The sequence below is a fragment of the Streptomyces sp. Edi2 genome (assembly GCF_040253635.1).
Lineage (GTDB): Bacteria > Actinomycetota > Actinomycetes > Streptomycetales > Streptomycetaceae > Streptomyces.
This window is the reverse complement of sequence record NZ_JBEJGX010000003.1, coordinates 5,629,021-5,644,902: the sequence shown is the minus strand read 5'-3', so window position 1 is coordinate 5,644,902 and position 15,882 is coordinate 5,629,021. Positions and strand designations below refer to the sequence as shown.

Annotated in this window: 18 protein-coding genes and 1 pseudogene; 11 read left to right on the top strand and 8 right to left on the bottom strand. The window is 70.8% G+C overall.

Features of this window, described 5'->3' with window-relative positions; all coding sequences use genetic code 11:
• Positions 1 to 4 precede the first annotated feature (4 nt).
• A complete protein-coding gene (locus tag ABR737_RS28290) occupies positions 5 to 334 on the bottom strand; it encodes a hypothetical protein (protein ID WP_350253286.1) in 330 nt (109 codons plus the stop codon).
• A gap of 66 nt (positions 335 to 400) precedes the next feature.
• Between ABR737_RS28290 and ABR737_RS28285 the strand changes: the two genes are divergently transcribed.
• Positions 401 to 916, top strand: a complete 516-nt coding sequence (locus tag ABR737_RS28285) for a putative immunity protein (RefSeq protein WP_350253285.1) — start codon at positions 401 to 403, stop codon at positions 914 to 916.
• Between the two features lie 109 nt (positions 917 to 1,025).
• On the opposite strand, the gene ABR737_RS28280 is transcribed toward ABR737_RS28285, so the two are convergent.
• Positions 1,026 to 2,186: a trypsin-like serine peptidase gene (locus ABR737_RS28280; RefSeq protein ID WP_350253284.1), complete on the bottom strand. Its 1,161-nt coding sequence runs from the start codon at positions 2,184 to 2,186 to the stop codon at positions 1,026 to 1,028.
• 194 nt (positions 2,187 to 2,380) lie between these two features.
• Here ABR737_RS28280 and ABR737_RS28275 point away from each other — a divergent pair, with 194 nt between their 5' ends.
• Both ABR737_RS28275 and ABR737_RS28270 read left to right on the top strand, forming a co-directional pair.
• The gene (locus tag ABR737_RS28275) at positions 2,381 to 2,644 is read left to right on the top strand and encodes a GNAT family N-acetyltransferase (protein ID WP_350253283.1); all 264 of its coding nucleotides are present in this window, start codon (positions 2,381 to 2,383) and stop codon (positions 2,642 to 2,644) included.
• A gap of 62 nt (positions 2,645 to 2,706) precedes the next feature.
• The gene (locus ABR737_RS28270; RefSeq protein WP_350253282.1) at positions 2,707 to 3,966 is read left to right on the top strand and encodes an MFS transporter; all 1,260 of its coding nucleotides are present in this window, start codon (positions 2,707 to 2,709) and stop codon (positions 3,964 to 3,966) included.
• A 46-nt stretch (positions 3,967 to 4,012) separates the two neighbouring features.
• Here ABR737_RS28270 and ABR737_RS28265 read toward each other — a convergent pair whose 3' ends face one another.
• Positions 4,013 to 4,780 (bottom strand): SRPBCC family protein, encoded by a 768-nt coding sequence (locus ABR737_RS28265; protein ID WP_350253281.1) that lies wholly within the window; start codon positions 4,778 to 4,780, stop codon positions 4,013 to 4,015.
• Positions 4,781 to 4,991: 211 nt separating this feature from the next.
• On the opposite strand from ABR737_RS28265, the gene ABR737_RS28260 reads away from it, so the two are divergent.
• Both ABR737_RS28260 and ABR737_RS28255 read left to right on the top strand, forming a co-directional pair.
• Entirely contained in the window at positions 4,992 to 5,645 is a 654-nt protein-coding gene (locus ABR737_RS28260) for a TetR/AcrR family transcriptional regulator (RefSeq protein WP_350253279.1), read from the top strand.
• A gap of 50 nt (positions 5,646 to 5,695) precedes the next feature.
• The gene (locus ABR737_RS28255) at positions 5,696 to 5,863 is read left to right on the top strand and encodes a hypothetical protein (RefSeq protein ID WP_350253278.1); all 168 of its coding nucleotides are present in this window, start codon (positions 5,696 to 5,698) and stop codon (positions 5,861 to 5,863) included.
• Positions 5,864 to 5,886: 23 nt separating this feature from the next.
• Here ABR737_RS28255 and ABR737_RS28250 read toward each other — a convergent pair.
• Positions 5,887 to 5,983 (bottom strand): annotated as a pseudogene (locus ABR737_RS28250) (IS5 family transposase); the annotation flags it as partial.
• A gap of 212 nt (positions 5,984 to 6,195) precedes the next feature.
• Here ABR737_RS28250 and ABR737_RS28245 point away from each other — a divergent pair.
• Both ABR737_RS28245 and ABR737_RS28240 read left to right on the top strand, forming a co-directional pair.
• Positions 6,196 to 7,074 carry an NAD-dependent epimerase/dehydratase family protein gene (locus ABR737_RS28245; protein ID WP_350253276.1) on the top strand — a complete coding sequence of 293 codons (879 nt, stop codon included), beginning with the start codon at positions 6,196 to 6,198 and terminating at the stop codon, positions 7,072 to 7,074.
• Between the two features lie 323 nt (positions 7,075 to 7,397).
• Complete coding sequence (locus ABR737_RS28240; RefSeq protein ID WP_350253275.1) at positions 7,398 to 7,634, top strand: hypothetical protein; 237 nt, start codon at positions 7,398 to 7,400, stop codon at positions 7,632 to 7,634.
• 224 nt (positions 7,635 to 7,858) lie between these two features.
• Here the strand turns inward: ABR737_RS28240 and ABR737_RS28235 are convergent, their stop codons facing one another.
• Positions 7,859 to 8,104: a hypothetical protein gene (locus ABR737_RS28235; RefSeq protein ID WP_350253273.1), complete on the bottom strand. Its 246-nt coding sequence runs from the start codon at positions 8,102 to 8,104 to the stop codon at positions 7,859 to 7,861.
• Positions 8,105 to 9,046: 942 nt separating this feature from the next.
• Positions 9,047 to 9,634 carry a TetR/AcrR family transcriptional regulator gene (locus ABR737_RS28230; protein ID WP_350256947.1) on the bottom strand — a complete coding sequence of 196 codons (588 nt, stop codon included), beginning with the start codon at positions 9,632 to 9,634 and terminating at the stop codon, positions 9,047 to 9,049.
• A gap of 112 nt (positions 9,635 to 9,746) precedes the next feature.
• On the opposite strand from ABR737_RS28230, the gene ABR737_RS28225 reads away from it, so the two are divergent.
• Both ABR737_RS28225 and ABR737_RS28220 read left to right on the top strand, forming a co-directional pair.
• Positions 9,747 to 10,760 (top strand): NADP-dependent oxidoreductase, encoded by a 1,014-nt coding sequence (locus ABR737_RS28225; protein ID WP_350253271.1) that lies wholly within the window; start codon positions 9,747 to 9,749, stop codon positions 10,758 to 10,760.
• Between the two features lie 127 nt (positions 10,761 to 10,887).
• Positions 10,888 to 11,997 carry an aminotransferase class V-fold PLP-dependent enzyme gene (locus ABR737_RS28220; RefSeq protein ID WP_350253270.1) on the top strand — a complete coding sequence of 370 codons (1,110 nt, stop codon included), beginning with the start codon at positions 10,888 to 10,890 and terminating at the stop codon, positions 11,995 to 11,997.
• A 17-nt stretch (positions 11,998 to 12,014) separates the two neighbouring features.
• Here the strand turns inward: ABR737_RS28220 and ABR737_RS28215 are convergent, their stop codons facing one another.
• Positions 12,015 to 12,929: a LysR family transcriptional regulator gene (locus ABR737_RS28215; RefSeq protein WP_350253268.1), complete on the bottom strand. Its 915-nt coding sequence runs from the start codon at positions 12,927 to 12,929 to the stop codon at positions 12,015 to 12,017.
• A gap of 116 nt (positions 12,930 to 13,045) precedes the next feature.
• Between ABR737_RS28215 and ABR737_RS28210 the strand changes: the two genes are divergently transcribed.
• A complete protein-coding gene (locus ABR737_RS28210; protein ID WP_350253266.1) occupies positions 13,046 to 13,894 on the top strand; it encodes an oxidoreductase in 849 nt (282 codons plus the stop codon).
• A gap of 189 nt (positions 13,895 to 14,083) precedes the next feature.
• Positions 14,084 to 15,421, top strand: coding sequence for an MFS transporter (locus ABR737_RS28205; RefSeq protein WP_350256946.1), 1,338 nt, complete (start codon positions 14,084 to 14,086; stop codon positions 15,419 to 15,421).
• A gap of 84 nt (positions 15,422 to 15,505) precedes the next feature.
• Here ABR737_RS28205 and ABR737_RS28200 read toward each other — a convergent pair whose 3' ends face one another.
• Positions 15,506 to 15,835 (bottom strand): ArsR/SmtB family transcription factor, encoded by a 330-nt coding sequence (locus ABR737_RS28200; RefSeq protein ID WP_350253265.1) that lies wholly within the window; start codon positions 15,833 to 15,835, stop codon positions 15,506 to 15,508.
• Positions 15,836 to 15,882 lie beyond the last annotated feature (47 nt).

Sequence of the window (15,882 nt, the reverse complement as noted above, 5' to 3'; positions counted from 1 at the left end):
TGTTTCAGCCATCGCCGGGGAGGGTCGCCGAGACGAACAGGGCAAGCCGGCGCAAGCGCTGGTAGTACTGCATTCCTGCGGGCTCGGTGATCTCAGGGATGACCCGGTCCAGGTCGTCGATGCGGCTCCGCAGGGTGCGCGTGCGCTCGGGGTCGAGGGTGCCGCCGTTGTTGAGCCACGTCAGCACGCAGCCTGCGGTGTCCGCGTCGAGCAACACCAGGTCCGTACCCCCGGGCTCGGACTCGGCACCTCGCAGGCCGGCGGGGAAGGGGGCCCGGAGATGTTCGTGCCAAAGGGGAACCGCGCTCTGCACCTGCTCGGATAATCTGCTCACCTGCATCATTTTGCGCGGGGATGCGCCCTCGGGTGGGGGCGGATGCCGGCAGAAGGGGCGCCAGCCATGATCCTCCCCAAGGTCCGGGACCCTCGCTTCGTGACGATCCGCCGCGGTGGGACCCTCACCGATGCGGATCACCACCTCCTCGCCCTATGGGCGGCATCCTGCGCGGAGCACGTCCTTGACCTCTTCGCGTCGGACCGGCCCGAGGACCCGAGGCCGCGTCAGGCGATCGAGCATGCCCGCGCCTGGGTGCGTGGCGAGGTCAAGATGATGCAGGCGCGCGCGGCGGGAGGCCATGCCATGGGCGCGGCCCGGGACCTGCGCGGTGCGGCACGGCATGCCGCGTACGCCGCCGGCCAGGCCGGGGCCGTCGCACACGTCGCCGCGCACGAGCTCGGTGCGGCCGCCTATGCGATCAAGGCCGCACGTGCTGCCGCGCCGGAAGGCGAGGCCGAGGCCGCCGGGCGGCGCGAGTGCCAGTGGCAGCGTGACCAGCTCCCGGAGCAGATCCGGGAGCTCGTACTCGACGACCAGCGGCTGCGGAACGACATCTGCTGGTCGGTGTTCGACTGCTGAGCGCGCGGCGGTTCCGGGGGGACCGTCGTTCGCTCTGAACCCCTCGGCCCCCAGCTCGAAGGCGAGCTGGGGGCCGAGGGTCTGGGTCCTGGGGCGACGTCCTCGCGGACTACCGGTTCGCGAACTTCCGGCTGATGTCGTTGAAGACCCGCTCCGCCTCCGGGCCGAGGTGCGGGCCCGCCAGCCAGGTGTGGTTGCTGGAGCTGATCGACGTGTTGGACACCAGCGTCAGCTTGCCGCCGTGGTTGACGAACCAGCCGCCGCCGGAGGTGCCGCCGGTCATGTTGCAGCCGATGCGGTTCATGGCGGGCGTGCCCTCCTGCATGACGAGGCGGCCGGGGCGGCCCGGGCAGTTCATCATGCGCGCACCGTCGAACGGCGGCGCTGCCGGATAGCCGAAGGCGTCCAGCGAGGCGATGCGGTCGGCGGAGGGGGTGTCGAACGCGACCCGGGCGGCGGCCCCCACGGTCTCCTGGAGCGACTTGCCGCCGCCGTTCTCCGGCTTCACGTGCAGCACCGCGAAGTCGTAGGCGGAGCCGCCGTTGCCGGTGTGCTGGCTGCCCATGTTGATCCACTCACCGGACGTGGTGATCCAGTCGGCCCAGAACCGGCCGTACGGGGTGACCTGCTGGGAGGGGGCGCCGCTGACCTGGTTCATCGCCGCGCCGTTGTCGTTGTAGGACGGCACGAAGACGACGTTGCGCATCCAGCCGCCCTGCTTGCCGGAGTGCACGCAGTGGCCCGCGGTCCACACCAGGTTGGACTTGCCCGGGTGCGCGGGGTCCTCGACGATCGTGCCGGAGCAGACCATCGGGCCCTTCGGGCTGTCGAAGAAGATCTTCCCGACCGGCGCCATGTGCTGGTGGTACGGGCGGGCGACCTGCTCGGCGGTGACCGGCTGCGGCTCGGGGTCCGTGGCGTCGAACTCGCTGCCCGCGCCGGTGGCCTGCACCCCGATCTCGGGCGAGTTCTTCGCCTTGGCCAGCCGGTCCGTCTTCCAGTGGTCCTTGATGACCGGGTTGGCGAAATCCGAAGCCTTACGGGCCCACTTGTCCCAGTTCTGCCAGCCGCCGTCCTTCCACTTCTTCAGATCGTCCAGGCTGGTCGGCATGCCCTTGGGGATCTGGATCCCTTCGCCACCCTGACCCTTCTGGTCGGCGGCACCCGAAGCGGCGGCCTTGTCGTCACTGGGGCCGCAGGCGGTGACGGTGCCCGTGAGCAGCGCGACCAGTGCCGCGGCCGCGGCGGTGGAGCGGCGGATGGATGGCATGGAACAAGTCCCCCTGATAAGCGGCGGCGCCGGGCAGACGGCGCGCCGTAATTGTCATGTCCCTCATCGGGCTGCGCTCTACTATGCCGTGGCGCCCAGACGGCCGGGCAGCCAGGTCCCGGCGCCCCGGCGGACGACAGGACGGGACGTACGCGATGCCACCCTCGCCTCCCCCGGTCCGGACGGACCGGCTCGTGCTCCGCCGGTTCAGGCCGGACGACGCGGAGTTGCTGGTCGCGCTGCACGGCGATCCCGAGGTCATGCACTTCATCGACACCGGACGGCCGGTACCGCGGTCGCAGGTCCTGGAACGGACCCTGCCCGACTTCCTCGAAGAGCCCGGTCCCCACCCCGGAGCCCCGCTTGCTGCTCCCGCCCGTCCCGTCGCTCCCGTCGTGAGTCCACGAACTCTCCCCATGCCGCAGTCATGGCCCGAGTCGGCTCCGCATGCTGTTTGATGGCAGCTCGCTCCTGACGGGAATCGGGGGAACCGGGGGAATCGGGTGGGACGGAGCCAGGAATGAGATACCGGCAGTCGCTGGGCCGGGAGTTCGGATGGTTGTGGGCCGCGTTCGCCGCCAGCGCCGCCGGGACCTGGCTTTCGCTCGACGCGTTCCCGCTCATCGCCGTCCTGGTGCTGCACAGCGGCACGGCACAGGTGTCCGTGCTGTCCGCGGCAGGCCTGGCGGTGGGGGCCTTGATCGCGATCCCGCTGGGACCGTGGGTGGAGTTCCGTCGTAAGCGGCCGGTCATGGTGGGCATGGACCTGCTCCGGTTCGCGGCGTTGCTGACGGTGCCCGCCGCGTACGCGCTCGGCAGGCTGAGCTTCGCCCAGCTCGTCGTCGTCTCGGTGATCGTCGCGGCTGCCAACATCCTGTTCACCTCCGCGAGCGGCGCGTACCTGAAGGCCCTGGTGAGGCCCGACGACCTCTTGGTGGCCAACGGCAGGTTCGAGACCACGACCTGGACGGCGACCGCGCTCGGTCCGCCCCTGGGAGGTGTCGCCATCGGGGTGTTCGGGCCGTTGACGACGGTGGTCGCGAACGCGGTCAGCTTCCTGCTCTCCGCACTGGGGATCAAGGCGATCGGCGGCCGGGAAGCGCAGCCGCCGGACCGCCCCGCGCAACGCTTCACCATGGCCGATGTCGTTGAGGGCTGGCGCTACATCCTGGGCCACCCCCACCTGCGACCGCTGTTCTTCAACACCGGCCTGGTGAACGCGCTGATCATGGCGACCATGCCGCTGCTGACCGTCCTCCTCCTGCACGACCTGGGCTTTGCGCCGTGGCAGTACGGCCTGGCCTTCGGCGTGTCGTGCATCGGTGGTCTCGTCGGCTCGCGGCTCGCCCGGCCCTTGGTCACGAGGTTCGGACAGCACCGGGTGCTGCTCACCGCCGGCACCCTGCGGGCGTGCTGGTCCCTGGGGCTGGGGTTCATCGGCCCCGGCCCCTGGGGACTCGCGCTCATCATCGTTGTCGAGTTCGGCCTGATCCTGTGCATGGGGATCTTCACGCCGGTGTTCGCCACCTACCGGCTCGCCCACACCGCCACCGACCGCGTGACCCGGACCCTGTCGGCGTGGTCCATCACGAGCAGCACCACCACCGCGGCCATGACGGCGTGCTGGGGACTGCTCGCCGGCCTCATCGGCACCCGCACCGCCATCACCCTCGCCGGTGCGCTCCTCCTGACCACGCCCCTCCTCCTGCCCCGCCGCACGCCCGCCCCGCAGGCCGCCCCTCGAGAGCCCGTCGGGGGGCCCGCCGGGGAGCAGGCATGACCAGAGCGGCCGGCGGCCGGTAGCGGGCGCGGCCCGGGCTCACGGGTCAGTGCTGCGGGTGGTGAACCCGGGCCTCGGCGGCGGACTTCAGGTTGCGCAGCCATGCCTCCAGGCCCTCGCGCAGGATCTTGGTCGCGGTGGGCACGTCCGCTTCGACCTGGGCGCCGGCGTGGGTCTCCTCGGTGCTCACGCGGACGCCGCCCTTGACCTCGGTGAAGTTCCATACGTGGACACCGTCGATGCGCAGCCCTTCGCCGATCGCGGGGCCGGTCCAGCGCAGGCAGGAGTGGCGCTTGAGCTGCTGGACGGTCGAGGTGATCTCGAGACCGGTAGCGGGAGTTGAGGGGTTGGGGGGTATCGGGGTCGTCCACCGGAATGCCGAACCCTTGCGGAAGGGACCGTGGTCGAGGCGTTTCGCGGTCTCGACGGGGGCCTGCCAGGACGGCCAGTGCTCCACGTCGGTCTGCAGCTTCCAGATGCGGCGCAGCGGGGCGTGGATCACGGTCTCGGTCCGGTGGCGGACGCGGGCGTCGGGGTCGACGCCCTTCCCCCGGCAGGTGAGGGACGTGCCGGGGTGGGACGGGTGGGAGGGGTGAGTGGTGCGGGAGGGGTGGGGGCCGGCCGCCCCCGCGGGCACGGCGGCGGTGCCGAGGAGGCCGAGAGCGAGGGTGAGCGGGACGGCGAACAGGGCGGCGCGGACGCCGGCGCCGCGGGCACCGGTCCTGCGGAAGCCGGTGGCGCGTAAACCGGCCCTGCGAATCCCGGTGCTGCGGTGGTCAGTACTGCGGTGGTCAGTGCTGCGGAAGCCGGACATGGAGTTCCCCTCTGTCGGTCGGGGGCGTGAGCGCTGCCTGCCCGGCAGGTCGCGCGGCCGTACCGCGCACCACACACCCACCAGAACTACAGCTTCACGCCTTCGTTAGAAGTTATAACGTTCACGGAACGCCAGGTCAATGACGTGCGTGATAGCTTCTAACCAAGTCTTGAAGATGTAGCCAGACGATGAATGGGGACGGTGACAGGCCATGGCGACGACGGGCGCGAACACCCCGCGGGAGCGCTACCGGGCCCAGGTGCGGGCGGAGATCACGGAACGCGCCTGGGAGCAGATCGCCACGGCGGGGGCGTCCGCGCTCTCCCTCAACGCGATCGCCAAGCAGATGGGCATGAGCGGACCGGCGCTCTACCGCTACTTCGCCAGCCGCGACGACCTGATCACCGAACTCGTCCGGGAGGCATACCGAAGCCTCGCCGAAACCTTCCGCACGGCCTCCGCCAACGACGCCGACCTGGCCGGTCTGGCGCACGCCCTGCGCGACTGGGCCCTGGCGGACCCGCAGCGGTACTTCCTCGTCTACGGCACCCCCATCCCCGGCTACCACGCGCCCGAGGACACCACCGCCCTCTCCTCCGAGATCATGACGACCCTGGTCGACGCGTGCGCGGCGCTCGCCCCGGACGGCGCCACCACACCGTTCGGCACCTACCTGGAGGACCACCGGGACTGGGCCGCCGGCCACCCCGCCCCGCCCGAAGCCCTCCACCGGTTCCTGACCTTCTGGACCCGCCTGCACGGCGTCCTGTCCCTGGAACTCGCCGGCCACTTCACCGGCATGAACCTCGACCCCGCCCTGCTCTTCGAGGCCGAACTGAACGACCTGCTGGCACCCCGGCCCTGAAGCCGCACACGGCGCGGCACCAGGGAGACCCCACGATCACGCTGATCAGGATGCGACTCGACTCAGACACAAAGACCTACGTCGCCCGCCGCACCAGCGAAGGAAAGAGCTCCCGTGACGCACAGCGCTGCCTCAAGCGCGTCATCGGCCGACAGCTCTTCAAGATCCTCGAACGAAGGACCCGTCCGAGCACTGAAGACCTCGACCAAGCTGCTTGACACGACATAGCAGCCTCGGGGGACTTCATAGTCGCGGGCCAGGCGTCGGTGGAGCATCAGCCAGCCGTGGGTCCGCTCGGCTGCCCAGCGTTTCGGGATCCGCGTGAATCCGCTGGTCCCGGTCTGTGTTTGGTTTCAGAATTTCCGGGCGTTCTTCGGCGGGAACCCGGTGTCCTGTGACGGCGAAGTCTGCGGGCTGGAGCGCCACTTTGGAGGGGGCCTTGTGGGGGTGAAGAGCTACCTTGCGGCGAGGGGCGTGGTTGGTCGCTGCAGTCGGCAGGCTGCTGCCCGGCGACCGCGGAGGCTGCCGGGGTACCGGTTAGCCTCTTGGGATGCGTGTACTGATCACAGGGGCAACTGGTTATGTCGGGCGAGCTGTTGCGGTTGCTCTGGCCGAGGCGGGTCATGAGGTCTTTGCCCTCACCCGGGATCCGGGCTCGGACAGGGCGAGGGCGCTGCAGGACTTTGGTGTCCGGCCGCTGCGCGGGCGTCTCGCGGACCGTGCCGTGCTCAGCAGGATGCTCGCCGGTGCGGACGCCGTGGTCCACACCGCCTTCGACCCGGACGACCCCGTCGGCGCCGATCGTGCTCTCTTTGGCGCTCTCGCCGACGCCGGCCGCCGCCAGCATCTGGTGTATACGACCGGCTGCTCGGTCTACGGTGAGCACGCCCACGCGGTGCTGACGCCGCAGACCCCCGTCGACAACGGTAACCTCCGCGCCGGCCTGGAAGCCGAACTACGCAGTGCCGGGCTGCCGCACACCGTGCTGCGGCCGGGCATGGTGCACGGCGGCGATGCGCGCAGTTCGATCGTCGGGGACTGGTTCCGCGAGGCCCGATCCTCCGGGCCGGTACACCGGGGACGACGGGACAAGGTGTGGTCCTGGATTCACGTCGAGGACCTGGCGCGCGCGTACACGGCGGTCCTGCGTGCGCCCAAGGAACACGACGGGCGCACCTACCTGCTGGCCGACGCACACCCCACGGCCCCGCTGGCTGTCGTCGAAGCCGCCGCCCGGGCGGTCGGCAGCACCGCCGCCCTCGCCTTCGCCCCGGTCGAGGACGAGAAGCCGGTGTACCGGGTGTTCGACCGTGACGAGGTCATCGACTCCTCCTCCGCCGGCGGCGCGTTGGTGTGGACCCCGCAGGAGAGCGATGTCCTGGCGGCACTGCCTGCTTCGTTCAGACAGTGGTCGGCCGCCCAGCCCTGAGCAGGGCCTGCCGCAGGTCCTGGACAACAGTCAGCGTCACCCTGCGCCTCCATTGCTTCAGCACCAGTGAACAACCGCGCACCCGCTGGCTTCCGAACGTCGACTCCGAGACGCGCTCCGAACCTCACCCGTCGGCGGCATCTTCGGCGGCGGGCCCGCCACCCGCGCGGTGATGAGCACACCTATTTCCACGGCGACAGCGCCGAACTGCGCGACGTGTTCGGAAAGGTCGGCACCTCCTTGCTGGACCGGGTGCAACACCGTACGGGCCTGGAGTGGGAGGACTTCCGGCACGTTCTCGTCCATCAGGTGACGGTGCCTACGTGGAGCGGTTCACCGAGTTGGCAGGAGTTCCCGAGGGCCGGCTCGTGGTCACCGTCCCGGAGAACGGCAACGTCGCCAGCGTCACCCTCGGCATCCAGCAAGCTCGCCACTCTGACCTGGCAGCAGTGCTCGGTACCGCTTCGCTGCTGTGGTGGCCCTTATCAACAGATGCCGAAGCCACGATGTGTTCCCTTTGCGACGTGCCGATCATGCCTGGTTGCCCTCCGAGTGGGTGAGGCTGGAGAGTAGCGACCTGCGCTGCTGCGCTCCCTTGTCACCGTCGGCACCGAGCAACACGAAGGCGGCCCCTCCGGCCCCCGCGCAGGGGGTGGAAGAGCCGCCTTCGTCCGTCACGTCGACGGAACGTCCGGTGCGGGTGCGGCGTCCGGTTCTCCGACGTGCGCGCAGCCAAGGAGACCGGGGCCTCGGTGGAGAGGGCCGGAGGTGACCCGCCTCGGACTCAGCCCCGGTAGAAGACCAGCATGCTGCCCGGGCTCTGGGGTTCGCGTTCGCAGTGGACGATCGTGACGTGGTGGCCCACTCCCTCGTCCACCAGCTGCTGGGTCTCCTTCGTGAAGCAGTCCGTCGCGGCGTCGCCCTGCGTGTCCATCGAGGGGAGGTCGGCGGCCTGGGCGGCTCCGACGCCGAGGCCGGAGAAGGCCAGGATGCCGGCGGCGGCGACTGCTGCGCGCTGGAACTTGCGCATGTTTTCTCTCCTTTACGTGCATACGTGCAAACGTGCAGTGGTGCATGCGCGCCTCTGCGGCGCACGGGCCCGTTACTCGCGGAGCGCGGCTGGATCGGACCGGCCCCGCGGTCGGCCGGAGTCGTGTCCGACCGTGGCAAAGCGTCGCGTTGCGCTTCAAGTTCCTCTCGGGCACTGAGTAGTCGATCACGCGAACGGGTGGAACTCCAAGTGCTCGCGGTCCCTGTTACAGAGCTACAACTGACCAGCCGGAGTCGATTCCCCGCGTGCCGGCCCGAGGCCGAAGCGGAACCCGCTCGGCTGCTCCGGGAGTTCAGAGGTCGATCTCCGCCCACACCGTCTGGCCCGATGGCGGCTGATCCAGTACGCCGCAGCGCGCCACGAAGTACGTGACGGGAACGGGCTCGTGGCCTCGCCCGGAGCCTTCGGCCGCCGGCAGCACCGGAGCCGACAGGGCGGGTCGCCATTCGCCCACAGGTCCGCGACTTCGATGCGCAGCGTGTTCGGCAACAGCAGCTCCCGCCTCGTCGCATCCATGAGCGGAAGCTACGTCCGGACACCTGCCCAGGCGCGGCGGCGTGGCTCGTCAACTCCGCGACGACGACAGCCGCCACGCACACGACGCCGCTGCCGCGGCCCGCCGCCGGGACGCGAGGGGCTGTGTCGAGGGCAACCGCGTCAGCCGGGCGCCTCGTGGCGTCGGACTGAGGAGCGGCTAAGGGCGAACCTCCGCTCACAGGGGAGCGCAAGGGGAGCGCGGACGCCATTGAACAGTGCAACACAGGGCGCGAACAGCGGGACTGGAATGTGTGCTCTGACCTGCGAAAACGACACCACGGGTCACCCAGCAACACGCCGCAGCACAGGCCCTAACGTGCTCGTAATGCGTAGGTCAAGGGTTCGATTCCCTAGGAGGTGCCTCCCCCTGAGAAGCGTCTCCCCCTAGGACTCGCCCATCCGGTCATGCGGCTGTCCGTCGCGACCTGCGCTCGTCAGGATCGCGCTCGCGACAACCCCGAAGAGGCGGTCGGCGCCTGGCGCGAGCGAGGGCTGATCCCCGAGCCACGCGAGCGCCGCCACCAGCGCAAACAAGTCGGCGCCGTCGATGTCGGTGCGTGCCGCGCCCGCAGCCTGGGCGCGTGCCAGGAGGCGCGCACCGGCTGCGCGCAACGTGACGCACGAAGCGTGGAGTGCGGACTCAGGGTCTTCGATGGCGGCTGCCATCAGCACGGTCACGCCCCGATAGGTCGTGGTCCACGTGACGCAGTCGCGCAGCCAGGAAACGAGAGCATCTTCAGGGGAACTCGACGCTTCGAGCTCGGCAGCCTTGACCGTCAGTTCGTCGAAGCTCGTACGGAGCAGGGCATCGAGCAGCGCCTCGCGCGTCGGGAAATGGCGAAGCAGCGTCGCGAGTCCGACGCCGGCCCTGCGCGCGATGTCGCGCATCGAACCATCGACGCCCTGCTCGGCGATGGCCTCGCTCGCCACGGCGAGCAAGTGATCACGATTCTTCCTGGCGTCTGCCCGCATCTGCACCCTCTTGACTATCCGGATCAGTGGTCCATATATTCGTTCCAGTGATCCGGATAAACGGATCACTGATCCACTCAGTGTATCCGCCAGGGAAAACCAGGAGAAACCGATGCCGGCGAACACCATGAAGGCGATCCGGCTGCACGAGTACGGCGGCCCCGAGGTACTGCGCGTAGATGAGGTGGAGGTACCCGAGCCCGGGCCGGGTGAGGTCCTCATCCGGGTGCACGCGGTCGGCCTCAACCCTCCCGACTGGTATGTACGCGAGGGAATGCCCGACGTGCCTGCCGAGTTCAAGCCGCCGTTCGAGCTTCCCCTGATTCCGGGCACCGACGTCTCCGGCACCGTGGAGGCCATCGCCGCCGATGTCCACGACTTCGCGGCCGGGGACGAGGTATTCGGCCTGCTGCGCTTCCCCGTCGCCCTCCAGGGCGGCGCGTACGCCCAGTACGTCACCGCGCCGGCCTCCGACCTCGCCCGCAAGCCGGCCGGCGTCGATCACGTGCACGCCGCGGCTCTGCCCATGTCGGGGCTGACGGCATGGCAGTTCTTGATCGAGCTCGGGCACGACCACCCCTCTCCGTTCCAGGAGGCCCGGCACCACCCGATGGCGCTCGGCAGCGAGACCACGGTGCTCATCAACGGCGCGGCAGGAGGCGTGGGACACCTCGCTCTCCAACTGGCCAAGTGGAAGGGAGCCCGCGTCATCGCCGTGGCCTCCGGCCCCCACGAGACGTTCCTGCGCGAGCTCGGCGCCGATGAGTTCATCGACTACACCAAGGAGCGGCCCGAGGAGGCCGCCCGAGACATCGATCTCGTCCTCGACACCGTCGGAGGCCCCCACAGCAGGCGCTTCCTGCGCACCCTCAAACGCGGCGGATCCCTCTACCCGGTGTACTTCGGCGAGTTCGACGACGCGGAGAACGAGAAACTGGGCGTCACCGTAACGGGCACTCAGGTCCGGTCGAACGGCGCTCAACTCGCCGAACTGGCACGCCTCCTGGACGCAGGCACGGTCCGCCCCGCGATCGACAGCACATTCCCGCTCACGGACGCCTCGGCGGCGCATGAACGCGCCGCCCGAGGCCACATCCGGGGCAAGATCGTACTCACAGTCGCTTAGGACTTATCGGTCCGATCATGTGGCTGTGCGCACACGGTCCGGTGTCAGGGGGCCACGGGCCAAGAGCCAGGAGCCAGGAGCCAGGAGCCAGGCGCCCAGGGGCACTTACGAGGGCAGGATGGCGTGCATGGATCTGCATGCCAAGTACGGTCTTACGTCGGTCATCAACGCGCGGGGGCCGTTCACCCCCTTGGGTGTCTCGCGCAGCGGCGGGGCCGTCGCCGCCGCGGTCGCCGAGGCCCTGTCAGGGTTCTTCGTGATGGCGGAACTGCAAGCGGCGGCCGACCGGGCCCTCGCCCGGTTCGCCGGGGCCGAAGCGGGGACGGTGGTCCACTGCACGGCGTCGGCGATCACCCTGGCGGTCGCGGCCTCGATGACGGGCAGCTCTCCCGAGCGCATCGCGGCCCTGCCGGACACGACGGACATGCCTGCGGCGGTGCTCCTCCCGGCGGGACACGCCGTCAATTACGGGCACCCGATCGAGCAGGCCGTCCGGCTGGCGGGTGCGGCCCCCGTGCGCGTGGGAACCGAAGCGGCGTGCACGCTCGCGGACTTGGAGGCCGGCCTCGCGCGTCCGGACGTCGCGTGCCTGCTGCTGGTGTCGTCCCGCCTCGTCCGCGGGACCGGTGCCACGCTGTCCGAAGCGGTGGCGGCGGCGCACCGTCGCGGGGTGCCCGCGGTCATCGACGGTGCCGCTCAGGATCTCCGGGTCGCGGAACTGCTGGGCACGGGGGCGGACCTGGTGACCGTCAGCGGGCAGAAGTACCTGGGATCCCCGACGGCGGGGCTGGTGGTGGGCCGTACCGGACCGGTGGCGGCGGTCCGGGCGCAGGAACGGGGCATCGGCCGTCCGATGAAGGCGAGCAAGGAAGCCGTCGTCGGTGTCCTCGCGGCGCTCGAGGCCCGGCAGGAGAGGGACATGGCGGCATGGCGGCGGCAGCAGGCGGACAAGGTGACGGACTTCGTCGAACGGGCCGGGGCCCTGCGGGGCCTCACCGCCACCTCCGTCCCGGATCCCACCGGGCTGCCGTTCCGGCGCGCCGAGATCGAGGTGCACCCCGCCGTCTCGGGCACGAACGCGGCCGACCTGGCCGAAGCACTGCGGACCGGCTCACCGTCGATCTGGGTCATGTCCGACCGGCAGGACGAGGAACGGCTGCTCCTCGAACTCGTACCGCTGACCGAAGCCGAGGTCGATGCCGTCCTCGACAGGCTTACGGAACTGCTTCCGAGCTGACGACCAGCACGCCCCGTTCAGGAGGTGCCGACTACCAGCTTTGCCGCCGCGGCCAGGTAGGCCACCACCAAGGGCCGCTCGTCGTCCCGGCGGGCGGCTACCGCCAGACGGGAGGGGGAGATGCCGCGGACCGGCACGGCGATCACCTCGTCGCGGACGACCAGCGGGGCGTTGCCGGTGGCCAGAAGTGCCACGCCTTGGCCGTTGGCGACCGCCTCGTACGTCTCCTCGGCGCTGCCCACCACCCCGCCTATCAGCGGCGCGCGGCCGTCCCGGGCGTCCAGGGCCAGCCAGTAGTCCCGCAGCGGGCCGGCCTCGGAGGGGAGGGCGAGGAACGGCTCGTCGAGGAGTTCGGTGAAGTCCACCGCCCCCTCGCCATCGGCTGCTGCCCGCGCCGCCAGGGGGTGTCCCTGCGGCAGTGCCACCAGGCGTGGTTCCTGGGCCACCACTGCGTGCCGGTAGCGGTCGCCGTCCTGCAGCGGCAGCCAGACGAAGGCGACATCGCTGGAGCCGTCCGCCAACCCGGCACTGGGGTCGGCCCAGTTGACCTGCCGCAGGACGGGCCGTGCCTGCGGATACCGGGAGACCAGCCGGGTGCGCAGCGCGGGCAGCAGCCCGCGACCCGGGCTGGTGGACATGCCGATCACCAGGGTGTGCAGCTCGGCGGCACTCGCCTCCTCCACCGCCGCCTCGGCGGCCTCCCAGGCGGCCAGCATCCCGCGGGCGTGCGGCAGCAGGGCTTCGCCCACCCCGGTCAGCCGCACCGCCCGCCGGTCCCGGTGGAACAGATCCGCGCCGACCTGCTTCTCCAGCATCCGTATCTGCTTGCTGAGCGCGGGCTGGGAGACGAACAGCCGCTCGGCGGCCCGGGTGAAGTTCAACTCCTCGGCGACAGCGGCGAAGTAGCGCAGATCGCGCCCATGGACATCCATAACTCATAGCTATCACGACAGGTCTTGGACGTGGCCCCGTATTCCGGCGAAGGATGAGAGCTGTCACCGGGCAGGCCCCGGGCGGCAGTTGACGAGAGCGACGGGGAGACGAAGAGATGACAGAGCACGGCAAGGTCTGGCTGGTCACCGGTGCGAGCAGCGGATTCGGGCGGGCCATCGCGGAGGCCGCGGTCGCCGCCGGCGACACGGTGATCGGCACGGCCCGGCGGACCGAGGCGCTGGCCGACCTGGTCGCCGCGCACCCCGACCGGGTGGAGGCGATCGGCCTGGACGTGACCGACGGCGAGCGGATCGACGCGGTGGCCGCTGACGTCCTGGCTCGCTACGGCCGGGTGGACGTGCTGGTGAACAACGCGGGGCGCACGCAGGTCGGGGCGTTCGAGGAGACCACCGACCGGGAGCTGCGCGACCTGTTCGAGCTGCACGTGTTCGGCCCGGCGCGGCTGACCCGGGCGCTGCTTCCGCAGATGCGGGAGCGGGGCAGCGGATCGATCGTGAACATCAGCAGCTTCGGCGGACAGCTGTCCTTCGCCGGGTTCTCCGCGTACAGCGCGACCAAGGCGGCGCTGGAGCAGCTGTCGGAGGGACTGGCCGACGAGGTGGCACCGTTCGGCATCAAGGTGCTGATCGTGGAGCCCGGCGCGTTCCGCACCAACCTGTTCGGCAAGGGCGCGGCCTACTTCTCCCAGGAGCACCCGGCGTACGCGGAGAAGGTGGGCGCCACCCGGAAGCTGGCGCAGGACGGCGACGGCGCCCAGCCCGGGGACCCGGTGAAGGCCGCGGCGGCGATCCGGCTGGCCCTGGACGCCGAGGAAACCCCGCTGCGGCTCGCCCTCGGCGGCGACGCGGTGGACTTCCTCGTCGGGCACCTGGACTCGGTGCGGGCCGAGCTCGCCGCGTGGGAGAAGGTCTCCCGGGGGACCGACTTCGACACATCGGGGTGACGGCAACAAGGAGCTGACGGCAGCAAGCCTGCCACTTCCCACCTCCCGTCTCGCTTGCACACCTCAAGGTGTCTCAGGAGTGCCCAGATGCAATCCCCGCTCAAGCCCTCACTCAAGCCCCCGCTCACGTCCTCCGCTGCGGCCGGCGCCGCAGCGGATGCGACGGCGGTGGCCCGGGGTGGATCCACCATGGTGCTCGGCGCCGCCCTGCTCGGCTTCTTCCTCATCTCGCTGGATGCGTTGATCGTCACCGTCGCGCTGCCCGACATCGGCCGCAGCCTCGGCGGCGGCATGTCCGGCCTGCAGTGGATGGTGGATGGATACACGCTGATATTCGCCGCCCTGATGCTCTCCGCCGGCGCCCTCTCCGACCGCATCGGGGCCCGGCAGGCGTACGGCGGCGGGCTGGTGCTCTTCGCGCTGGCCTCGGCCGCGTGCGGCCTGGCGCCCAACCTCGCTGTACTGGTGGCCGCGCGGCTGCTGCAGGGGGCCGCGGCAGCGGTGATGATGCCGGCGTCGCTGGCGCTGGTCCGGCAGGGCTTCCCCGACCAGGCGAAGCGGGCGCAGGCGATCGCCGTCTGGACCGTGGGCGGCGCGGTCGCGGTGGCGGCCGGGCCGGTGCTCGGCGGGGCGCTCACCGCGACCGTGGGCTGGCGGTGGATCTTCTTCGTCAACCTCCCGGCGGGCCTGCTGGCGCTCGCCCTGCTGGCCCGGGTGCCGGCCTCCCCGCGGCTGCCCGCACGGCTGGACGTGGTCGGGCAGGTGACGGCGGTGGTCGCGATGGGCGCACTGACATACGGCGTGATCGAGGGCGGCGACAAGGGCTTCGGCCGGCCGCTCGTGGTGACGTCGCTGATGGTGGCCGCCGCCGCGGCAGCCGCCTTCCTCACCTCGCAGGCCAGGGGCGCGCACCCGATGCTCCCCTTGCCGCTGTTCCGCTCGCGGGTGGTGGCGGTGTCCCTGGTGGTCGGCTTCATGCTCAACGCCGCCTACTACGGAGGGGTGTTCCTCTTCAGCCTGTATCTCCAGCAGGAGCGCGGGCAGTCGGCGCTGCACGCGGGCCTGATGTTCATCCCGATGACGGCGCTGGTCGCCGTGGTGAACCTGGTCTCGGCGAAGCTGGCCGCGCGGTTCGGCCCGCGGGTGCCGATGGTGGCGGGACAACTGGTCGGCGCGGCCGGGCTGCTGGCGCTGCTCGGGGTCGGCGCGCACACCCCGGTGTGGGCGGTGGCGGCGCTGATGGTGCCGGTCGGCCTCGGCGGGGCACTGACCGTGCCGGCACTGACCGCCATGCTGCTCGACGCGGTGCCCGCGGACCGGGCAGGCACCGCGTCCGCCGTGCTCAACACCGGCCGCCAGGTCGGCGGAGCGATCGCGGTGGCGGTCTTCGGGGCGCTGGTGGCGGGGGCGGACACGTTCCTGGCCGGAATGCGGTGGAGCATGCTGCTCGCGGCGGCCGGGCTCGTACTGACGGCGGGGACGACGCTCACACTGCCGCGGAACAGGCGCCGGAACGAGCAGGCGTGAGGCCAACTTACTGCCGGCCTGGCCCGGCGAGCCAGTGGCCTGGCGGTCCGATGGCCCGGCGGCCCGTCGGCCCGGCGGCCCGCCCTACCCCTCCTCGCGCAGCACCAGCCCGAGCAGCCCCGGGAAGCGGGCGTCGAATTCCTCGCGGCGCAGGCGGTTGAGGCGCTTGGGTCCCTGGTCGCGCTGTTCCACCAGGCCCGCGGCGCGCAGTACGCCGAAGTGGTGGCTCAGCGCGGCCTTGCCGACCTCGACACGGAAGCTGCCGCAGCTGTGCGACCAGTCGGCGGAGCCGGCCAACTCGCGGACGAGCTGGAGTCGTACGGGGTCGGCGAGGGCGGCGAGGGCGGTCTCGACGGGGACGTCCTCGGGGTGGATGTGCACCGGTTCGGCGCGGTGACTGCTGCGGTCCGGCATTCCTCGATCTCCTCGATCTCCTCGGCCCTCTGGCCTGCTGGACGCCT